Origin of the sequence: Corynebacterium pseudotuberculosis (genome assembly GCF_002155265.1) — a bacterium.
Taxonomy (GTDB): Bacteria; Actinomycetota; Actinomycetes; order Mycobacteriales; family Mycobacteriaceae; genus Corynebacterium; species Corynebacterium pseudotuberculosis.
This window is the reverse complement of record NZ_CP021251.1, coordinates 1887302-1905323: the sequence shown is the minus strand read 5'-3', so window position 1 is coordinate 1905323 and position 18022 is coordinate 1887302. Positions and strand designations below refer to the sequence as shown.

General features: G+C 51.1%; 12 protein-coding genes and 1 pseudogene. 12 read left to right on the top strand and 1 reads right to left on the bottom strand.

Going from position 1 to position 18022, the window contains the following annotated elements; translation table 11 throughout:
• Window positions 1-16: 16 nt before the first annotated feature.
• From CpATCC19410_RS08755 to CpATCC19410_RS08700, 11 genes and pseudogenes are all read left to right on the top strand, one after another.
• Window positions 17-1883, top strand: a pseudogene (locus CpATCC19410_RS08755) (acetolactate synthase large subunit).
• Between the two features lie 9 nt (window positions 1884-1892).
• Window positions 1893-2411, top strand: coding sequence for an acetolactate synthase small subunit (gene ilvN / locus CpATCC19410_RS08750; protein ID WP_013241749.1), 519 nt, complete (start codon window positions 1893-1895; stop codon window positions 2409-2411).
• Between the two features lie 140 nt (window positions 2412-2551).
• Window positions 2552-3565: a ketol-acid reductoisomerase gene (ilvC, locus tag CpATCC19410_RS08745; RefSeq protein WP_013241750.1), complete on the top strand. Its 1014-nt coding sequence runs from the start codon at window positions 2552-2554 to the stop codon at window positions 3563-3565.
• A gap of 180 nt (window positions 3566-3745) precedes the next feature.
• Complete coding sequence (locus CpATCC19410_RS08740; RefSeq protein ID WP_014300634.1) at window positions 3746-4711, top strand: cation diffusion facilitator family transporter; 966 nt, start codon at window positions 3746-3748, stop codon at window positions 4709-4711.
• A gap of 122 nt (window positions 4712-4833) precedes the next feature.
• Entirely contained in the window at window positions 4834-6648 is a 1815-nt protein-coding gene (locus CpATCC19410_RS08735; protein ID WP_014401136.1) for a GmrSD restriction endonuclease domain-containing protein, read from the top strand.
• 42 nt (window positions 6649-6690) lie between these two features.
• Window positions 6691-8259: a hypothetical protein gene (locus CpATCC19410_RS08730; protein ID WP_014401137.1), complete on the top strand. Its 1569-nt coding sequence runs from the start codon at window positions 6691-6693 to the stop codon at window positions 8257-8259.
• Between the two features lie 157 nt (window positions 8260-8416).
• A complete protein-coding gene (serA, locus tag CpATCC19410_RS08725) occupies window positions 8417-10012 on the top strand; it encodes a phosphoglycerate dehydrogenase (RefSeq protein ID WP_013241754.1) in 1596 nt (531 codons plus the stop codon).
• A gap of 219 nt (window positions 10013-10231) precedes the next feature.
• Window positions 10232-11251 (top strand): 3-isopropylmalate dehydrogenase, encoded by a 1020-nt coding sequence (locus CpATCC19410_RS08720; protein ID WP_013241756.1) that lies wholly within the window; start codon window positions 10232-10234, stop codon window positions 11249-11251.
• Between the two features lie 113 nt (window positions 11252-11364).
• Window positions 11365-13278, top strand: a complete 1914-nt coding sequence (locus CpATCC19410_RS08715; protein WP_013241757.1) for a putative nucleotidyltransferase substrate binding domain-containing protein — start codon at window positions 11365-11367, stop codon at window positions 13276-13278.
• 47 nt (window positions 13279-13325) lie between these two features.
• Entirely contained in the window at window positions 13326-13844 is a 519-nt protein-coding gene (locus CpATCC19410_RS08710) for an exonuclease domain-containing protein (RefSeq protein WP_014300637.1), read from the top strand.
• Between the two features lie 499 nt (window positions 13845-14343).
• Entirely contained in the window at window positions 14344-15141 is a 798-nt protein-coding gene (locus tag CpATCC19410_RS08700) for a fumarylacetoacetate hydrolase family protein (protein WP_013241759.1), read from the top strand.
• A 128-nt stretch (window positions 15142-15269) separates the two neighbouring features.
• Here CpATCC19410_RS08700 and CpATCC19410_RS08695 read toward each other — a convergent pair whose 3' ends face one another.
• Window positions 15270-16388, bottom strand: a complete 1119-nt coding sequence (locus CpATCC19410_RS08695; protein ID WP_014522395.1) for an isochorismate synthase — start codon at window positions 16386-16388, stop codon at window positions 15270-15272.
• 29 nt (window positions 16389-16417) lie between these two features.
• Here CpATCC19410_RS08695 and gltX point away from each other — a divergent pair, with 29 nt between their 5' ends.
• Window positions 16418-17905, top strand: a complete 1488-nt coding sequence (gltX, locus tag CpATCC19410_RS08690; protein ID WP_013241761.1) for a glutamate--tRNA ligase — start codon at window positions 16418-16420, stop codon at window positions 17903-17905.
• The last annotated feature ends 117 nt before the right edge of the window (window positions 17906-18022 follow it).

Here is an 18022-nt window from a genome sequence, read left to right as displayed (position 1 = left end):
GCCTTCTCCGTCTGCGATGGCTAAGCGATCCGAGGCACAGGGGCCAGAGCGAATGACAGGCGCAGAAGCGATCGTGCGGTCGCTTGAAGCGTTAGGTACAGATATTGTTTTGGTTTACCAGGTGGAGCGGTTCTTCCTCTTTATGATGCGTTGTATTCCGCTCGGAAGCTAAGACATGTTCTAGTTCGACATGAGCAGGGTGCTGGGCATGCTGCAACAGGATATGCTCAGGCAACGGGCAGAGTAGGGGTTTGCATCGCTACTTCTGGTCCAGGGGCGACCAATCTGGTCACTCCAATTACTGATGCCCACTTGGATTCGGTACCGCTAGTAGCTATTACTGGACAAGTTGGGCGAGCACTTCTTGGTACTGATGCCTTCCAAGAAGCGGATGTTCGTGGCATCACCATGCCGGTGACCAAACATAATGTGATGATTACGGATGCGGATAAGATCCCGCAGGCATTGGCGGAGGCCTTCTATCTTGCGCAAACAGGACGTCCGGGACCGGTGCTCGTTGATATCCCTAAGGACCTCCAGCAAGCGGAAGTAGACTTTATCTGGCCTCCCAAAATCGATCTTCCAGGGTATAAACCCGTTACGGCGCCAAATAATAGGCCGATTGAACAAGCCGTAAAGCTTATTTCTTCTGCGCGACGACCCGTCCTCTACATTGGTGGCGGAGTTATTAAAGCTAACGCGGCAGATGCTTTGCGTGCCTTCGCCGAATACACGCAGATTCCAGTAGTCACCACTTTGATGGCACTTGGATCCTTCCCAAGCGCGCACGATCTCTGCATGGGCATGCCAGGAATGCACGGTACGGTGCCGGCAGTGGCGGCAATGCAGAAGAGTGACCTTTTGATCACTATTGGCGCGAGGTTTGATGATCGCGTTACTGGAGTTCTGAGCTCTTTTGCGCCTGAGGCGCAGGTAATTCATGCAGACATCGATCCTGCTGAAATAGGAAAGATTCGACCTGTTGATGTCCCGATAGTCGGGGACGCTAGAGAAGTCCTGGAATCTCTCCTTAACGTTTATAAAGCCTCTAGTGCTGATCTGCCTCACACCGCTCGCTGGCTGAAATATCTAACAGCCTTGAAGGAACATTTCCCTCGTCGCTGGGATAAGCTTGAGAACGATTTGATCGAGCCGCAGCGAGTGATCAGGGAGCTGTCTAAGGAAGCCGGAACAGATGCTATATATGTGGCGGGTGTAGGCCAGCATCAAATGTGGTCTGCCCAGTTCCTGGACTTTGAAAAACCCCGCACCTGGCTTAACTCCGGTGGACTGGGAACGATGGGTTATGCCATACCCGCTGCGCTGGGTGCTAAAGCGGGGGCGCCTGATACTGAGGTATGGGCTATCGACGGTGACGGTTGCTTCCAAATGACTAATCAAGAGCTCACTACGGCTGCTATGGAAGGCATGCCGATCAAAGTAGCTTTGATTAATAACGGGAACTTAGGGATGGCACGCCAGTGGCAGAGGCTGTTTTATGATAGCAATTACTCCAGCAGTAAGCTGCGCGAAAAAGACGACTATGTGCCTGATTTGTTGGGCTTTCAGAGGCCCTTGGCTGCGCGGCTTTCCGGGTTACTCGCGTGGAGGAGATCGTGCCGACGATCCGCAAGGCACGGGAAATTAATGATCGTCCGGTAGTGATTGATTTTATCGTGGGAGAAGACGCGCAAGTGTGGCCCATGGTTACTGCTGGTCACTCAAATTCGGAGATTCAGTACGTTAATGGACTTCGGCCCCTTTTCGACGAGGAAGAATCTGCTGAGGCCGTTCTTGATGAGGATGATTTAGGCGAAGAGGCAACTTTATTGTCGCTGGAGAAACAGGCGAAGAGAAATCTTGCTCCGCGGGAACATATCTAGGAGATGGTGATGGCTAATAAGAATATTTCTCGTCATATCTTGAGCGTTTTGGTGCAAGATATTGACGGTATTACGTCTCGCGTTGTGGGGATGTTTACTCGGCGGAGCTTCAGTATTGTGTCATTCGTATCGGGAAAGACCGAAGAACCGGGTGTTAACCGCTTTACCATTGTCTTAGACGCAGATGAGGTTGATATTGAGCAGATCACGAAACAGCTCAATAAGTTAATTCCGGTGCTTAAAGTGGTTCGACTGGAAAAAGAAACCACTATTGCTCGTGCTTTGATGTTGGTCAAGGTGTCCGCAGATGCATCGAACCGTCCGCAAGTAGTTGAGGCGGCAAATATCTTCCGTGCTCGGATTGTGGATGTTGCACCTGATTCGGTGGTTATCGAGGCGACAGGTGATAAAGGAAAGCTTAACGCCTTTTTAGACGTACTTGAGCCTTTTGGGGTGCTGGAATTAATTTCCTCTGGGCAGATTGCCCTGCACCGTGGGCCTAAGACAATGTCCTTGAGCAACCGATAGCCCTTGGAACTAGGGGAGTTTGAGGGAACGTACGTTCTTTCAAACTCCCCTCACATCGACAAAATATTTCCTCATTTCCGCATCATAATATGTGCTATGCGGATTGGTAGCATGGTTGTAACGGAAAGGTATACATCATCATGGCAATTGAACTTCTTTACGATGCAGACGCAGATCTTTCTTTGATCCAGGGGCGTAAAGTAGCCGTTATTGGCTATGGATCGCAAGGACACGCTCATGCGCAATGTCTACGTGATTCTGGCGTTGAGGTCGTTATCGGCTTACGTGAGGGCTCTAAATCTGCGGAAAAAGCGGAGGAAGCTGGCTTTGAGGTAAAGACCAATGCTGATGCTGCGCAATGGGCAGACGTAATCATGATTCTGGCCCCGGACACGTCTCAAGCGGAAATTTTTAAAGCCGATATTGAGCCTAATCTTCAACCAGGTAATGCGTTGTTCTTTGGGCATGGTTTGAACATTCACTTCAATCTGATTGAGCCAAGTAGTGATATCACAGTGGGTATGATTGCTCCGAAAGGGCCAGGACATTTGGTTCGTCGTCAGTTTGTCGACGGCAAAGGTGTTCCGTGTTTGATCGCCGTGGCTCAAGATCCACACGGAGAAGGCCGCGAGCTTACGCTATCGTATGCGGCGGCCATCGGTGGGGCACGTGCTGGAGTTATTGAGACTACTTTCCGCGAAGAAACCGAAACCGACTTGTTTGGTGAGCAAGCTGTTTTGTGCGGTGGACTCGAACACCTCATGATGAAGGGCTTCGAGGTTCTTACTGAGGCCGGATATGCTCCAGAGATGGCCTATTTTGAGGTGCTGCATGAGATGAAGCTGATTGTTGACCTCATCTGGGAAGGTGGTATTGAGAACATGAATTATTCTGTCTCAGAGACCGCAGAGCTGGGTGGATACATGGCCGGTCCACGGATTATTACGTCCGAGGTCAAGGAGAATATGAAGGCGGTTCTCGCAGATATCCAATCTGGGAAGTTCGTTCGCGACATGGTCGCAGACGTAGAAGCTGGTCAGCCAAAGCTGAAGGCATACCGCGAGGAAGCCGCAGCGCACCCGATCGAGGAAACTGGCGCTAAACTACGCGATCTCATGAGCTGGGTGAAAAACCCGCTCAACGCGACTGCGTAACGTCGTCCCAGAGACGTGCCGTGTTCCCATGCAACGTGATGAACACGGCACTTCCTTTATTTGTGGTCTCTGCGTTCTCCACGGAAAACACAGAATTTTTTAAAAGCTGTGTCTGTAAAATGCCCCACTCTTCATTTTCAACAATTTCATTTAATGGAAATTGGGTGTAGTGTCACGTGCATGGAGATGGAACAGAGTTTGGCACGCACGGTTGGAACGCAAAGTAAAGCACAGCAGTTGCATAATCACGGGCCAGGGCACTCTCATGAGCACGGTCCTTCTAGTATGAGGGCGCTTCTAGGTGTTGTTGCCGTCACTAGTGTGTTCTTCCTGGTCGAGCTGATAGGGGGTCTATGGTCTGGATCTTTAGCCTTACTTTCTGATGCAATGCATATGCTCTCTGACTTCACAGGCGTGCTCTTGGCTCTCGCTGCTATGCTCGTGGCTCGTCGTCCTGCTTCCATGAAAGCGACCTTTGGGAATAAAAGGATTGAAGTCGTATCAGCATTTTTTAATGCTTTAGCAATTTCTATAATCTCCGTGTGGATCGTGGTGGAGGCTATTCAGCGACTGGGGCAGAAAAGTGAGATCGACGCGCCCCTAACTCTGTCGATTGGGTTGGTGGGCTTGCTAGCCAATATCGTGGGGACGGTCCTTTTGCATGGACATAAGGATGAAAACATCAATGTCAAGGGGGCGTACCTACACATTGTGCTGGACATGGTGGGGTCTATTGCCGTGATTGTATCGGCAGTTATTATTTATCTCACCTCGTGGCTATGGGTAGATACTGTGGCTTCACTTGCTATAGCGGCACTAATCTTGCCCCGATCTCTGACATTGGCATGGAATGCTCTTGGGGTGCTTTTGGAACGAGCTCCTGTCGGATATGATCTCGATTCCATTACAGCAGGGTTGTTATGTATCCGCGGGGTTATTCAAGTGCACGACCTCCACCTTTGGACGATAGACGGACATGAAGCAATGGTCACATGCCACCTTGTTGTGGACGATCAGGTGGGTGCGGGCTGTGGGCCTCTTGATGCAGCGCAGGATTATCTTAAAGGCATTGGAATTGTTCATGCCACGATTCAGATTGAAGAACGAGGGCATGATGCACACGAGGATTATTGCCGTTGTTTCTAATTAACGTAGGCAACGCATCGGGAAGACGTGAATGGAGCTTAAAGTGACGATGTGAAGGAAGCGTTAAGCATCATATGTTTTGGAGTCTGCACCCGGGGGTTGTGATGGCTAGAATCGCCCCCATGGGTTTTTCTACGCCAAGCTATGATCTCGCCGACTTGTTTAATCGCATTGATCGCGGTGACCTGCAACTACCGGATTTTCAACGTTCTTACTGCTGGGATGTGGATCGGATTCGTTCATTACTAGTCACCGTGTTGCGGGGTTACCCGGTGGGGGCGCTGATGGCGTTAGATACGCGAAATGAACCGATGCGCTTTAAACCCCGACCGCTTCAAGGAGCACCGGAACACCACGTATCACCGGGACTTTTGCTTCTCGACGGGCAACAGCGCCTCACCTCCCTGTATCAATGCTTGCGCGGCGAGGGGCTAGTGGAATCAGTTGATTTCCGTAATAAGAATGTTCATCGTCGCTTTTATGTGGATGTAGAAAAAGCTGTTTCCTCAGAAGTTATGCCAGATGAGGCTGTAATTTCCGTGGATGAATCGGGTGTGGTTCGCTCGCATTTCGCAGAAATTCCAGAAGGCGGCATCATTTCGCGTGAGGCTGCGTTGGCCAACGGTTGTATTCCAGTGTCAGCTTTGTTGTCGGATGAAGCTACGGACATGCTCTTTGACATGGCTGCTGATGCAGATGATCGAGCGCGTGATAATATCCGGCGTTTTAATAATAAGGTGGTAAAACCACTCGCCGGCTACGCAATCCCAATGGTTCGCCTTGACCGCGCAACGGCTCAGGGGGGAATTGGCTCTATCTTTGCTCAGGCGAATTCCTCTGGTATGCAGATGGACGTTTTTGAGCTTCTTACCTCATTGTTTGCTGCGCAGGATCCAGATTTTGACCTCTTGGGTGACTGGGAAAAGACCGACAAAGTGCTCAGGAAATATCCGGCTTTAGATGGCATAGGGAAAACAGAGTTTCTCATTGCTGTGGCACTCTATGTCACTGCTCGAAAAGGCAGGGCGAGTGGTCATAGGGAGTCGATCTTGAAGTTGAGCGTGACGGATTATGCACTGGCGGCTAAGCGGTTGCGCGCGGCGTTCCATGAATCAGCTCATTACATGAGTGAGCGGTGCATTTTGTCCACCTCGCAGGTGCCATACACTCCGCAGTTGATTCCTCTTGCTGTGATTATCGCCCTGCTTGCGGAGGAACCTGGACTACTCTCCAAGCAAGAAGCATGGAATCGTTTAAACCGATGGTTCTGGTGTGGAGTTTTTGGAGAACTCTACGGTTCTCCAGCACTTACTGTTCGTATGGGAACGGATGTAGACCAAGTAACATCCTGGATTCGGTCAGCAGAGGTTGGTAAGGATAGTGAGGTAGGACTTCCAAAGACTATCCGTAATGCTCGCTTTGTGGAATCTAGGCTGCTCAGCGCTGGCCCTGACTCTGGCCTTTATAAAGGAATTTATGCTTTATTGATGGGGCGAGGAGTGCGGGATTGGCGTACTGGTCAGGTCTTTGATCGCCATAATGTATCTACTTTGGGGGTGCATTTTCGGCCAGTTTTTCCAGCAGCGTGGTGCGATGATAACAACGTAGATCGGGTGTTGGCTGACAGCGTGTTAAATTACACACCGATGAGTCGTCGCACGTATGTGATGATAGAAGGGGCTTCTCCTGCCCGTTATTTAGCAAGAATTCAATCCAAGTCGTTGATGGACGACCAAGAATTTGATGAGGCCCTAGCTACGCATATGATGGATCCGCATCTTGTGTTAAGCGCGAATGCCAATGAGTTCTTCCGGGACCGGCGCAAACGCTTGATCTCTATGATCGAAGAAGCTATTGGTGGCTTTGCCGTGATGGATGTTGATGAAGCGAACTTGGGTGGCGGTGAAGAAGGACCGGATGCCTTCCGTCACCAGTAAAATTGCCTTATTGGCGGGGCTCAGGGCAGGAGTTGCAAGACTATGATCTTGGGATTTGTACCCAAGAAGCATGAGAATCCGTTGCATATTTTGTCTCAGAAAGGACTGATGGGGCGCAGCTTTGTCGTCCTTATGGTCTCTTTGCTTTTGGTCTCATGCTCAACGTCGGCACGGCGAGCGGAACAAAGCAAGAATGCATTAGTCAATTCGGTTTTAGAGGAAGCTCGGATACGCAACCTTAATCGTCACGTAGCATCAAATTTTGTTCCGGAACCACAGGTGATCGGGGTTCCCTATGATTCGGGTGTGGCGGCGTCGCGCTTGTTTTTCGACGCCTCCGATACAGTTGTTATCTCAGACTCCATGATGGTGTCTCAACTGCGGGCGTCTTCGATCTCGGTTGTTGCCCATGCTCCAATGCTGACAATGACTGAGCAATCGCGCGAGGAAGTCATCGCGGAGATTACTCGACTGGGAGCTCGATATGTTCTGGCTGTAGGCGACGTGGCATTGAGCTCTGTGGATGGAAGTCGCCGAGTGATTAAAGACGATGGCTCTTTTGAAGCATTAGGTCGGCTTACATCATTACGGTTTACTCCGAGAGAAATCTCAGAGAAGGAAGCGCTTGAAAAAGTGGCAATGCTCGATCCTGCGGATATTGCCCTTTTGGTTATAGAGGGAGCTTCCGAGCCTCCACCGACCTCTGATCCGAAGAAGACTATGGCGTTTCCTTTGCAATCAAAAAGGGACGCCGAAGCAGCACCTATTGTGATTGCTAGCCCGGAATCAGGGATTGCTGCAGTAGCCACTGCAAGGTCTTATGGCGCCACTATTAGGATGATGCCCGTAGCCGATCCTCGGTATAGCGAGAAGACGATGTCCATGGTGGCAGGCCTTTCTGATGAAGCCCTTATTGCATTAGGCTCCCAGTTTGGCACGTCTGAAAAATTGGCTGAGACTATTCGTTTTGGAGAAAAGACACGAGCGTGGCCTAAGAGCGGCAGCGGTATTGTCTTCTCTCATCAGCCCACTATTGCGGCGTGGAACTCCGGGAAAAAATCAGGCAACAACGGTGATGCTCAAGCTTTTTATCTTCCAGAAACAGAAGGCTCCTTTTCCAGCGCTCACATTAATTCTGCTAAAGAATGGGCTACAAGACTAGAAGAACAAGGGAAACGTGGGTTTCTGGTTATGGATCCTGCGGTTACTGATAGCGTCGCAAAGCTTGCTGGGTTGCAGGACATACTCATGTTTCCTGGGATGGGAGTGGCTTTGAGCGCGGAGCGTCATGATGGTTCGGTGATGGACGCCGTGGCTTGGCTTGATCGTTTTGTGCGAGAACGAGGACTGCCTCAAAAGGCGCTAGTGGTGTTTAGTCAATCTCCGACGGCGCTTCCAGAGCTGCAGTATCCCACGCTTGTTCCAGTGGCTGGAACTTGGTTACGATGCGCCTCGCAAGAACGCCTAGAGGAGGCCGTGCAGGGATTTGATCGTCTTCCTGACGGATGGCTCGGAGCGGTGCTTAATGGTCCTGAATGTGAAGAAGACCATGTTTTCCCCGAACTGAACTCGCTTTTCAATTCCCCCCGACTTGGGTTAATAATTTTGTGATAGGCAAGCCTCACATCTAAAAACTGTCGATCAGTAGGTGCTCGTTGGGGTCCTCATCTACACTGTGGAGGTCGCACGCCAGCGAACCGGCGTGGGCCCGGGTATCGTGGCGCGGTCGTGTCGGGATGCTCGGACATTATGGATCGAGGAGAATACCGTGAGCCAGAATGGCCGACCTGTCGTTCTAATTGCAGACAAACTTGCACAGTCCACTGTTGATGCTCTGGGTGATTCAGTTGAAGTCCGATGGGTCGATGGGCCCAACAGGGAAGAATTACTTGCGGCGGTGACCGATGCAGACGCACTGCTGGTGCGCTCGGCAACCACTGTGGATAAAGAAGTCTTTGATGCCGCAGCAAAGCTTAAGATCGTCGGCCGCGCGGGCGTTGGATTGGACAACGTAGACATCGCAGCCGCTACTGAACGTGGGGTCATGGTTGTTAACGCTCCTACCTCAAACATTCACTCTGCGTGTGAGCACGCTATTTCCCTTTTGCTCGCTACTGCCAGGCAAATACCTGCTGCCGATGCATCTCTTCGAGGACAAGAATGGAAGCGATCCTCCTTTACCGGGGTGGAAATTTACGGGAAAACCATAGGAATTGTTGGATTTGGTCACATCGGTCAGCTTTTTGCCCACCGACTCGCAGCCTTTGAAACCACGATTATCGCTTATGACCCTTACGCAAACCCCGCTCGAGCCGCTCAGCTCGGCGTGGAATTGGTTGACCTAGAAGAACTGATGGGGCGTGCGGACTTTGTTACAATCCATCTTCCTAAAACTCCGGAAACCCAAGGGATGTTTGACGCGGAGCTATTGGCTAAATCCAAGCCGGGTCAAATCATTGTCAATGCGGCCCGTGGCGGCCTGGTCAATGAGCAGGCGCTTGCCGACGCCATCATGTCGGGGCACATCCGTGGCGCAGGCTTTGATGTGTTTGCTACTGAGCCGTGTACAGACTCGCCATTATTTGCGCTGCCGCAGGTCGTGGTCACCCCGCATCTGGGGGCCTCGACCGTGGAAGCGCAAGATCGTGCGGGGACAGATGTAGCAGAATCGGTGCTAAAAGCACTGGCCGGTGAGTTTGTTCCGGATGCGGTGAACGTGTCCGGCGGACGCGTCGGTGAAGAAGTCTCGCTATGGCTAGACCTGGCTAGGAAGCTGGGGCTCGTTGCTGGCAAACTTCTGGATAAAGCCGCTGTTTCTCTGGAAGTTGAGGCCCGTGGTGAGCTTTCCACAGAAGACGTTGACGCACTGGGACTATCTGCCCTGCGTGGTTTGTTCTCTGCGGTAATAGAAGAACCTGTCACTTTTGTGAATGCTCCGAGAATTGCTGAAGAGCGGGGAGTAAAACTCGATGTAACTACAGCCAGTGAATCTCTTACGCACCGTTCTGTTCTTGAAGTAAGGGCTATCGGCACAGATGGTGAAGCGGTATCTGTGATCGGAGCCCTCACTGGCCTTGATCATGTGGAGAAGATCGTGCGGATTAACAAACGTGGACTAGATCTGCGGGCACATGGTTTCAACGTCTTCTTTCAATACACTGATACCCCTGGTGTTCTGGGGAAAGTTGGAACTGCCTTCGGCGCAGCTGGCTTTAATATCGACGCTGCCGCAATGTCTCAAAACTCTGATGGAACGGGCTCAACGCTTGTGCTTCGCATAGATAAGCCTGCCGCGGAATCATTAGTGGAAACAATTGCGGAGTCAATTGAGGCAGAATCTTTTGCCGTAGATTTTGACGCTTAACCGTATTCGCTGTATTCGCCGTATTCGCAGCTCTATACGTCCCCATGTATCGCTTTAATCTGCACTGCAGCGCGATGGTGGGGACGTTCTTTTTCCTAAGAGACATGGAATTTTGGGGCGGTAGCGCTGCCCTCGGTGGCGGAGGAGCTAGCGTCAACCTCAGCAGGTTTGATACACTGCCAGAAATATTCCATATAATGGGAAATGGGGTTCCGTAATATGAAATTAGCGGTTATTGGTGGCGATGGAATCGGCCCTGAGGTGACAGCGGAAGCACTTAAAGTACTTCAAGCGGTGCGCGATGACATCCATGTGACCAACTTTGATCTAGGCGCGCGTCGATATCTGCGTACTGGAGAACTCCTCACCCAAACAGACCTTGATCAATTAAGAGAACATGACGCAATCCTGCTGGGAGCGATTGGCGCGCCGGGAGAAGTTCCCTCAGGGGTTTTGGAACGCGGCCTTTTGCTTAAAATGCGTTTTGAGCTAGATCATCACGTTAATCTGCGTCCTTCAAAGTTGTATCCAAAGTCTATCTCTCCCTTGTCTAATCCGGGTGACATTGATTTTGTCGTGGTTAGAGAGGGGACAGAGGGCCTGTACTGCGGTAATGGTGGCGTACTACGAAGAGGCACTGAGTATGAGGTTGCATCCGAGGTGTCACAGAACACCCGTTATGGCGTAGCTCGAGTGGTCCGTGATGCCTTCCGGAGGGCTCAGGAGCGCAGAAAACATCTGACACTGGTGCACAAGACTAACGTTCTGGTTAACGCGGGAGGTTTATGGCAGCGCACTGTGGATGAGGTTTCTAAGGAATTTCCAGAGGTGCAGGTCGATTACAACCATATTGATGCTGCCACAATTTATATGGTTACCGAACCGTCGCGTTATGACGTCATTGTGACGGACAACTTGTTCGGAGATATCCTTACCGATCTTGCAGGTGCTGTGTCCGGCGGGATTGGCCTTGCGGCTTCCGCAAATATAGATACAAGCGGTATTAATCCGTCGATGTTTGAGCCCGTTCATGGTTCTGCCCCGGATATCGCCGGTCAAGGTATCGCTGATCCTACGGCAGCAATCCTTTCAGCAGGAATGCTCTTGCGTCATCTTGGTGATGAGGAAAACGCCTCTCGTATCGATAATGCTGTTGCCATGGATATTTCTGCGCGCGTTGGTGTAAAAATGGTGACTTCAGAAGTGGGGAACCGCATTGCGGCGTCACTTCGTAAATAAAGATTCCGCAGGAAAATATTAGGGGGCTGCGGAGGTCACCCAAAAGAGAAAAGACTGGGCATAAAAGTCGCATTTTAGTGACGTGAGCTAACTCACGATATATCATTCGGTTCATGACCGTCGAACTAGATGAGGTGCAAGACTTTCTGGCGGCAAATGCACCTTATGCCCAGCTACCTGCGCGGTTGCGTTTATTGCTTACGCGCTCTGCCGAGATGCGCTATTACAAACGTGGTTCGCTTATCTTAAGCTGCGGAGAACCCAATGATTCCTGCTGGGTGATCCGAAGCGGGGCAGTAGATATAACCGATGAAAACGGGGTTCTCCTGGATAGGAGGGAAGCTGGTCGTTCCTTTGGCTACTCAACGATTCTCGGAGAAAACCGTAATCGCTATTCGATGATCGCGGTGGAAGATTCCCTTCTGATCACTATTGCCCGCGATGATTTCCTTGCTGTCGCTGAGGCTGATTCCAGCTTCACGCGTTTCTTTTCTAGCCAATCGACGCGAATGCGTGCAGCGGCTGAACAGGTGCGCAATAATGATGGTTCGCAATCGCTGCGGGCTCAACTGGGAGATTTTATGACCTCCCAACCTGCCACGCTGCATCCGGCTGAATCTATTCAATCTGCGGCACGTACTATGCGAGATAAAAATGTATCTTCCTTAGTTATTGCTACGGATGAAAGCATCTGTGGAATCGTGACTGACCGAGACTTACGCAGCAAAGTTGTCGCGGATGATCTTGATGTAAAAATTCCGGTGTCAACGATCATGACCCCGCAGCCCATAACTGCGGACACAACAACGCCTGCGTTTGAAGCAATGATGGTTATGGCGGAACATGGGATTCATCATCTCCCCGTATGTGATGCTGCGCAGCCGAATAAACCCCTGGTGGGTATCGTCAGTTCTCCCGATCTTATGAGGCTGTTGCGTAATGACCCCATTTACATCACTGCGGACATCTCCAGGCGCACCTCTACGGAAGAACTAGCGGAAGTCTTTGTTCGTAGTAAAGAGGTTGCAGTACGGTTTGTTGAACGTTCGGCGCGTCCGGAAGAAGTCTCAGCGTTGCTTTCGCATTCGGCAGATGCGGTGGCGCGTCGATTGTTAGTGCTTGCGGAAGAAGAACTTGGTCCGCCTCCAGTTCCTTATGCGTTTGTTGTGGTTGGCTCTCAAGGGCGCAAGGAATTGGGCTTTGCCTCAGATCAAGATAATGCTCTTATTCTCTCCAATGAGTTTGATGGGGAAACGCACGGAGAGTATTTCAAGAGCCTTGCTGGCCGGGTGTGTCACGGCCTTGCCTTAGCGGGTCAGGTGCTTTGCCCCGGGAATATAATGGCATCTAATTCACAGTGGCGACTCACCGAAAAAGAATGGACATCTATTTTTACCTCGTGGATCACCGCTCCTGAGCCGGAGGCTCTCATGTTTGCGCAGACGTTCTTTGACATGAGACTCGTGTACGGTGACGCATCCTTGTACTCCAGCGTCCGGGACAGCTCTCTGGAGCAGGCACGTTATGCGAGGCGTTTTCACGCGCACCTTGCAATGGTTGCTTCACGACGAGAGCCACCACTTGGATTTTTCCGCGGTTTTGTAGTTGAACGCGGTGGCGAATATGCCCATACTTTGAATATTAAAAAGGGAGGAATTCACGCAATTGTTCAGATGGCACGTTTATATGCGTTGACATGTGGGACAGACGCGTTGCACACCCGCCAACGGCTTCAGGCTGCTGCTGGGCTCGGTGTAGTTTCTGAAAAAGGGGCGCATGACCTCCTGGATGCCTTTGACGTGCTTAACACCATTGCGTTTGATTATCAGTCAACAGATCTTCGCGTGGGTAAGGCACCGAGTTATCATGTGGATCCGGAGCAACTGGGAAAGATGGATCGTGAGCATCTGCGCGATGCCTTTCACATAATCAAGGGGATGCAGCAAGCACTAAGCACTAAATATCCCACCCGGAGCATGTGGTGTGGTGGGGAAATAGTTCAACCCGCAACGCGCAAGGGGTATTAGCGCAGGTTTATCAGGAGCTTCCGAAGAAAAACGATAAAACTCGATTCTTGGCAGTGGATATGGAAACGACTGCACTTCTTCCTACTAAAGGAAAAATCCTTTCCATTGGTTGGGTGCCTATAGAAGATGGAAGGGTACAACTTGCGGACGCTGGTCATGTATTTATCAGGTCGGAAAACCTAGAACACGATTCGGTGGGTAATTCTGCAGCTCTGCACAACATTACGGACACTATGTTGGCAGAAGGAGAAAGCGAACATAGTGCGATGGAGATGCTTTTATCTTCTCTTCGTGGACGCGTGCTTCTTGCTCATTTTGCGCCTATTGAATTGCGCTTTGGCGATGCTGCTTGTCGTCGACATTTTGGCGCGCCACTGCGGGTGCCGTACGTGGACACTATGGAATTAGAACGTAGGCACATGGAGCGTATGGGCACGTATCCTAGAGGAGAAGACCTAAGGCTCGCGCGAGTACGGAAGAGATATGGATTACCTCATTATCGTAGTCATAATGCGCTTACAGACGCTTTGGCGTGCGCAGAACTTTATCTAGCCCTGAATGCATAGTGCCGCTATAAAATAAAAGTACGTCTTATCCTCAGCACGTAAGGTGGAATCATGAAGACCTATCTTTATCGTGCATGCATCGTCTTGTGCTCTGTGTACTTTCTTTTTATGATTGGCCACAATTTTTACTACGGTGAGCATTTTCTTATCACATGGATAAGTGTGGTTGGGGTCATATTATTTGCTATAGGGGCTGTCCTCAAAATTATTTCAGATAGGAAACTTAAACGGACTGCGAGTGGGGAGCTGAGGGAGTTTTCTGAGACGCAGCTTGAGGAGCTTAGGATGCTAAAAGCAACTGGCCAGATGACTGAAGCAGTGAAAAGGCACGAATCTGGTACCCGGGCTTGGGGTTGCTTGCTGCTAAAAAATTAGTTGACAGTATCTAAAACAATTGACTTGTCACAGATTGCGTTCGGTGGAAGTCGGGCCATTATGCACTACCCCAGGAAAACCGTGCTAGTGGGAAAAATTGGTTAAGTGAGTACTATCTTATGCTATGCGTTTTGGACGAATAGCTACCCCAGATGGCATGTGCTTCTGCGTTGTCGAGGGCGACGGTGCAGAAACTGTGTGCAAAGAAATTGAAGGCACTCCGTTTACTGAGCCGAAAAAGACGGGTCGGGAGTGGAAACTAGAAAACGTACGGGTGTTGGCGCCTATGCTGCCTTCCAAGATCGTGGCTATTGGTCGCAACTACGCAGACCACGTCAAAGAAGTCTTCCAAAAGAGCTCAGAACACCTTCCGCCCACGCTATTCCTCAAACCACCGACGGCGGTCATCGGTCCAGGCGCTCCCATTAGAATCCCGGAGTTTGCTACCAAGGTAGAGTTTGAGGGCGAACTCGCTATGGTGATTGGCAAGCCCTGTAAAAATGTTAAAAAAGAAGACTGGAAGTCCGTTATTCTTGGTTTTACCATTGTTAATGATGTCTCTTCCCGTGATCTTCAATTTGCAGACGGTCAATGGGCGCGAGCTAAGGGAATCGATACTTTTGCGCCGCTTGGGCCGTGGATAGAAACAGACTTGGATTCTATTGATACCGCAAATCTTCCAATTAAAGCTCATCTCACGCATGATGGCGTAACGGAAACTAAGCAAGATTCTAATTCTGATCAGATGATCATGGATTTGGGCGAGATTATAGAGTTCATCACGGCCTCTTTCACACTGCTACCAGGCGATGTTATCTGCACTGGTTCGCCGGCAGGTACTGCGGAGATGGTTCCAGGGGACTTTATTCAGGTAGAGATCCCTGGGCTGGGCTGCCTAGGAAACCCTGTAGAGAGGGCATAAGTAAACCCCAGTTTTTTTAAAAAGCTACCGTACCGTTTGGTGCGGTAGCTTTTGCCTATTGTTGGACGGCCGTAGTGGCCTATGCGTCACGATCCTAGAGAGACGATTGTGATACGGATATGGTGAATCTAGAGCCCAAGTGCGCGCATAATGGTGCGTAGTTTTGCTGAGGTTTCTGCAACCTCTGCATCTGCATCGGAATCTGCGACAATGCCGCCGCCAGCCCATGCACGTGCGGAGGTGCCCTTGCCATTAACTTCCGCGCACCGGATCGCCACCATGTATTCACCGTCGCCGAATGCGTTGGACCACCCAACTGCTCCGGAGTAAAAGCGGCGGTCGCCTTCAGCAATCCCGATGACTTCTTCAGCCGCATCTGTTGGGGTACCGCAGATGGCAGGGGTGGGGTGTACAACCAAAGCGAGTTCTAGTGCTGTTAGCGCAGGGTCTTTGAGGGTGCCCACGACGGGGGTGGCTAGGTGCCACATCTCGTTAGTTCGTGTGAGCTCCGGGTGTCGGGGAATCTCAAGGGATGAACATAAAGGGGCGAGAAGCGTCCGTAGATGATCAACAACGTAGGAATGCTCGGCGAGGTCTTTCGGTGAGCGGCGTAGCGCTTCTCCCGCGCGCGCGTCGAGAAGCTTATCTGCGTTACGTGGAGCCGAACCTGCCAAAGGATATGCAGAAATCGTTGATCCCTGTTTTTTGATGAGCACTTCAGGGGAAGACCCCACGAGCATCGCGCCGGCAAAGTCTTCACCAGCAGGGGAGAGGTCGGCGATGAACCCATCGCGATTGTAAGAAAGGTCGATCAAACGCGCAGCTATCAGGCGTGGATCCACGGGGGGATCAAAGCGCATATCCACGGCTCGTGCCAAGACGACTTTATCTAATCTGCTTGCTTTCAGTGTTTCAATCGCTGCGATAACACGATCTCGATGTTCATCTAATTCGGGCACTAAGGCATCGAGGTAAGCGTGTAAAACACTGCCTTCGCCATAGCGATAGTACGCGTGAGGCTCTAGTGGGCCGTCTTCCCATATAACCTTTTCCGGCACAGTGAGCGCACACGGGTGGTCCCGTCGAAAAGGTAAGGCGCCCACTACAAGGTCTGCGGTGCCGCTGTGTAGCGCTTCTATGGCTATCCAGGGGTCAGAGAAGGCTTCCTGTACACCTTGGGTCCTGATGGAACCATGGGTACGTGACAACAAAAAGTCGGGCGCAGTTGAGGGGCGGTGGGCACACATGACAAACCAGTCTAGTGCACTGGTCTACGATGAAAGACATGTCTGAAGTACGCGTACGTTTTTGCCCATCGCCCACAGGAACTCCACACGTGGGTATGGTGCGCACAGCCTTGTTCAACTGGGCGCAAGCCCGCCACACAGGCGGTAAACTTGTATTCCGCATCGAAGATACAGATGCGGCCCGTGATTCTGAAGAGTCCTATCAAGCAATCATTGACTCCCTGACGTGGCTTGGGATGGATTGGGATGAAGGCATAGTGGTCGGGGGACCTCACGAGCCATATCGACAGAGCCAGCGCATGGATATTTATGCCGAAGTACTGGAAAAGCTTAAAGCGGCAGGGTTTGTGTACCCCGCGTATTCCACAGCGGCGGAGGTAGAAGAACGCCATCGCGCTAAAGGCGAAGACCCCAAGCTCGGTTACGATAATTACGACCGCACCCTCACCGAAGAACAAATCGCGGCTTTTGAGGCTGAAGGACGTCAGCCAGTCTGGCGCCTGCGCATGCCAGATCACGATTGGAAATGGAATGACCTGGTACGCGGGGAGATTGAATTTAAAGCTTCTACCCAGCCGGATTATGTAGTAGCCCGCTCCAATGGTGCACCGCTTTATACTTTGGTCAATCCCGTTGATGATGCCCTCATGGGGATCACACATGTTCTTCGTGGCGAGGATTTGCTTCCGTCAACTCCTAGGCAGCTAGCACTGTATGAGGCATTGAAGGCGATTGGGGTAGCCGAGCAGACTCCAGAATTTGGCCATCTTCCCTTTGTAATGGGCGAAGGGAATAAGAAACTATCTAAGCGCGATCCGCAATCGAACCTCTTCAATCACCGAGATGCCGGCATCATTCCTGAAGGCATGATGAACTATCTTGCGCTTCTAGGATGGTCACTCTCCTCGGAGAAGGACATTTTCTCCGTAGATGAGCTCGTTGCCAACTTTGATGTAAAGAATGTTTTGGCTAATCCGGCTCGTTTTGATCAGAAGAAGCTTGAGGCCATTAACGCCGACCATATCCGACTGCTGGCCCCAGAAGACTTCAAACAGCGACTGCGTGACTACCTGACGGAGTACACGGATTTCTCTGCGGATTACCCAGAGGAGAAGTTTGCTATCGCCGCCGACTTGGTTCAGACCCGCATCAAGATGCTTGGCGACGCCTATGCGCTTTTGAAGTTCCTCGATACCGCGGATGAGGACCTTGTTCTTGATGAGAAATCTGCCAAGAAGAATCTTAAAGAAACCGCTGTGCAGCCGCTAGAAGCTGGTATTGCGGCTCTGGAATCCCTTGAGGAGTGGAGCACTCCTGCTATTGAAGCGGCGCTGCAGAAAGCCCTCATCGAGGATCTAGAACTTAAACCACGCGTTGCCTATGGTGCATTGCGCGTGGGGGTTTCCGGACAAGCTATTTCTCCGCCGCTATTCGAGTCTATGGAGCTTTTGGGACGTGAGTCCACGCTCAACCGCCTGCGCTCGGTACTTAAGGTTACGCCTTACGCAGCTCAGTAAACAGAAAACCTCGGACTGGCGTATCACGTAGCGTTACCGCTGTCGGGTCTGCCGGTTCGGGGTTTGTGGCTGGCAAGCTAACAACATAAGCCGTTATATGGGCAACAGGGGGAGAGC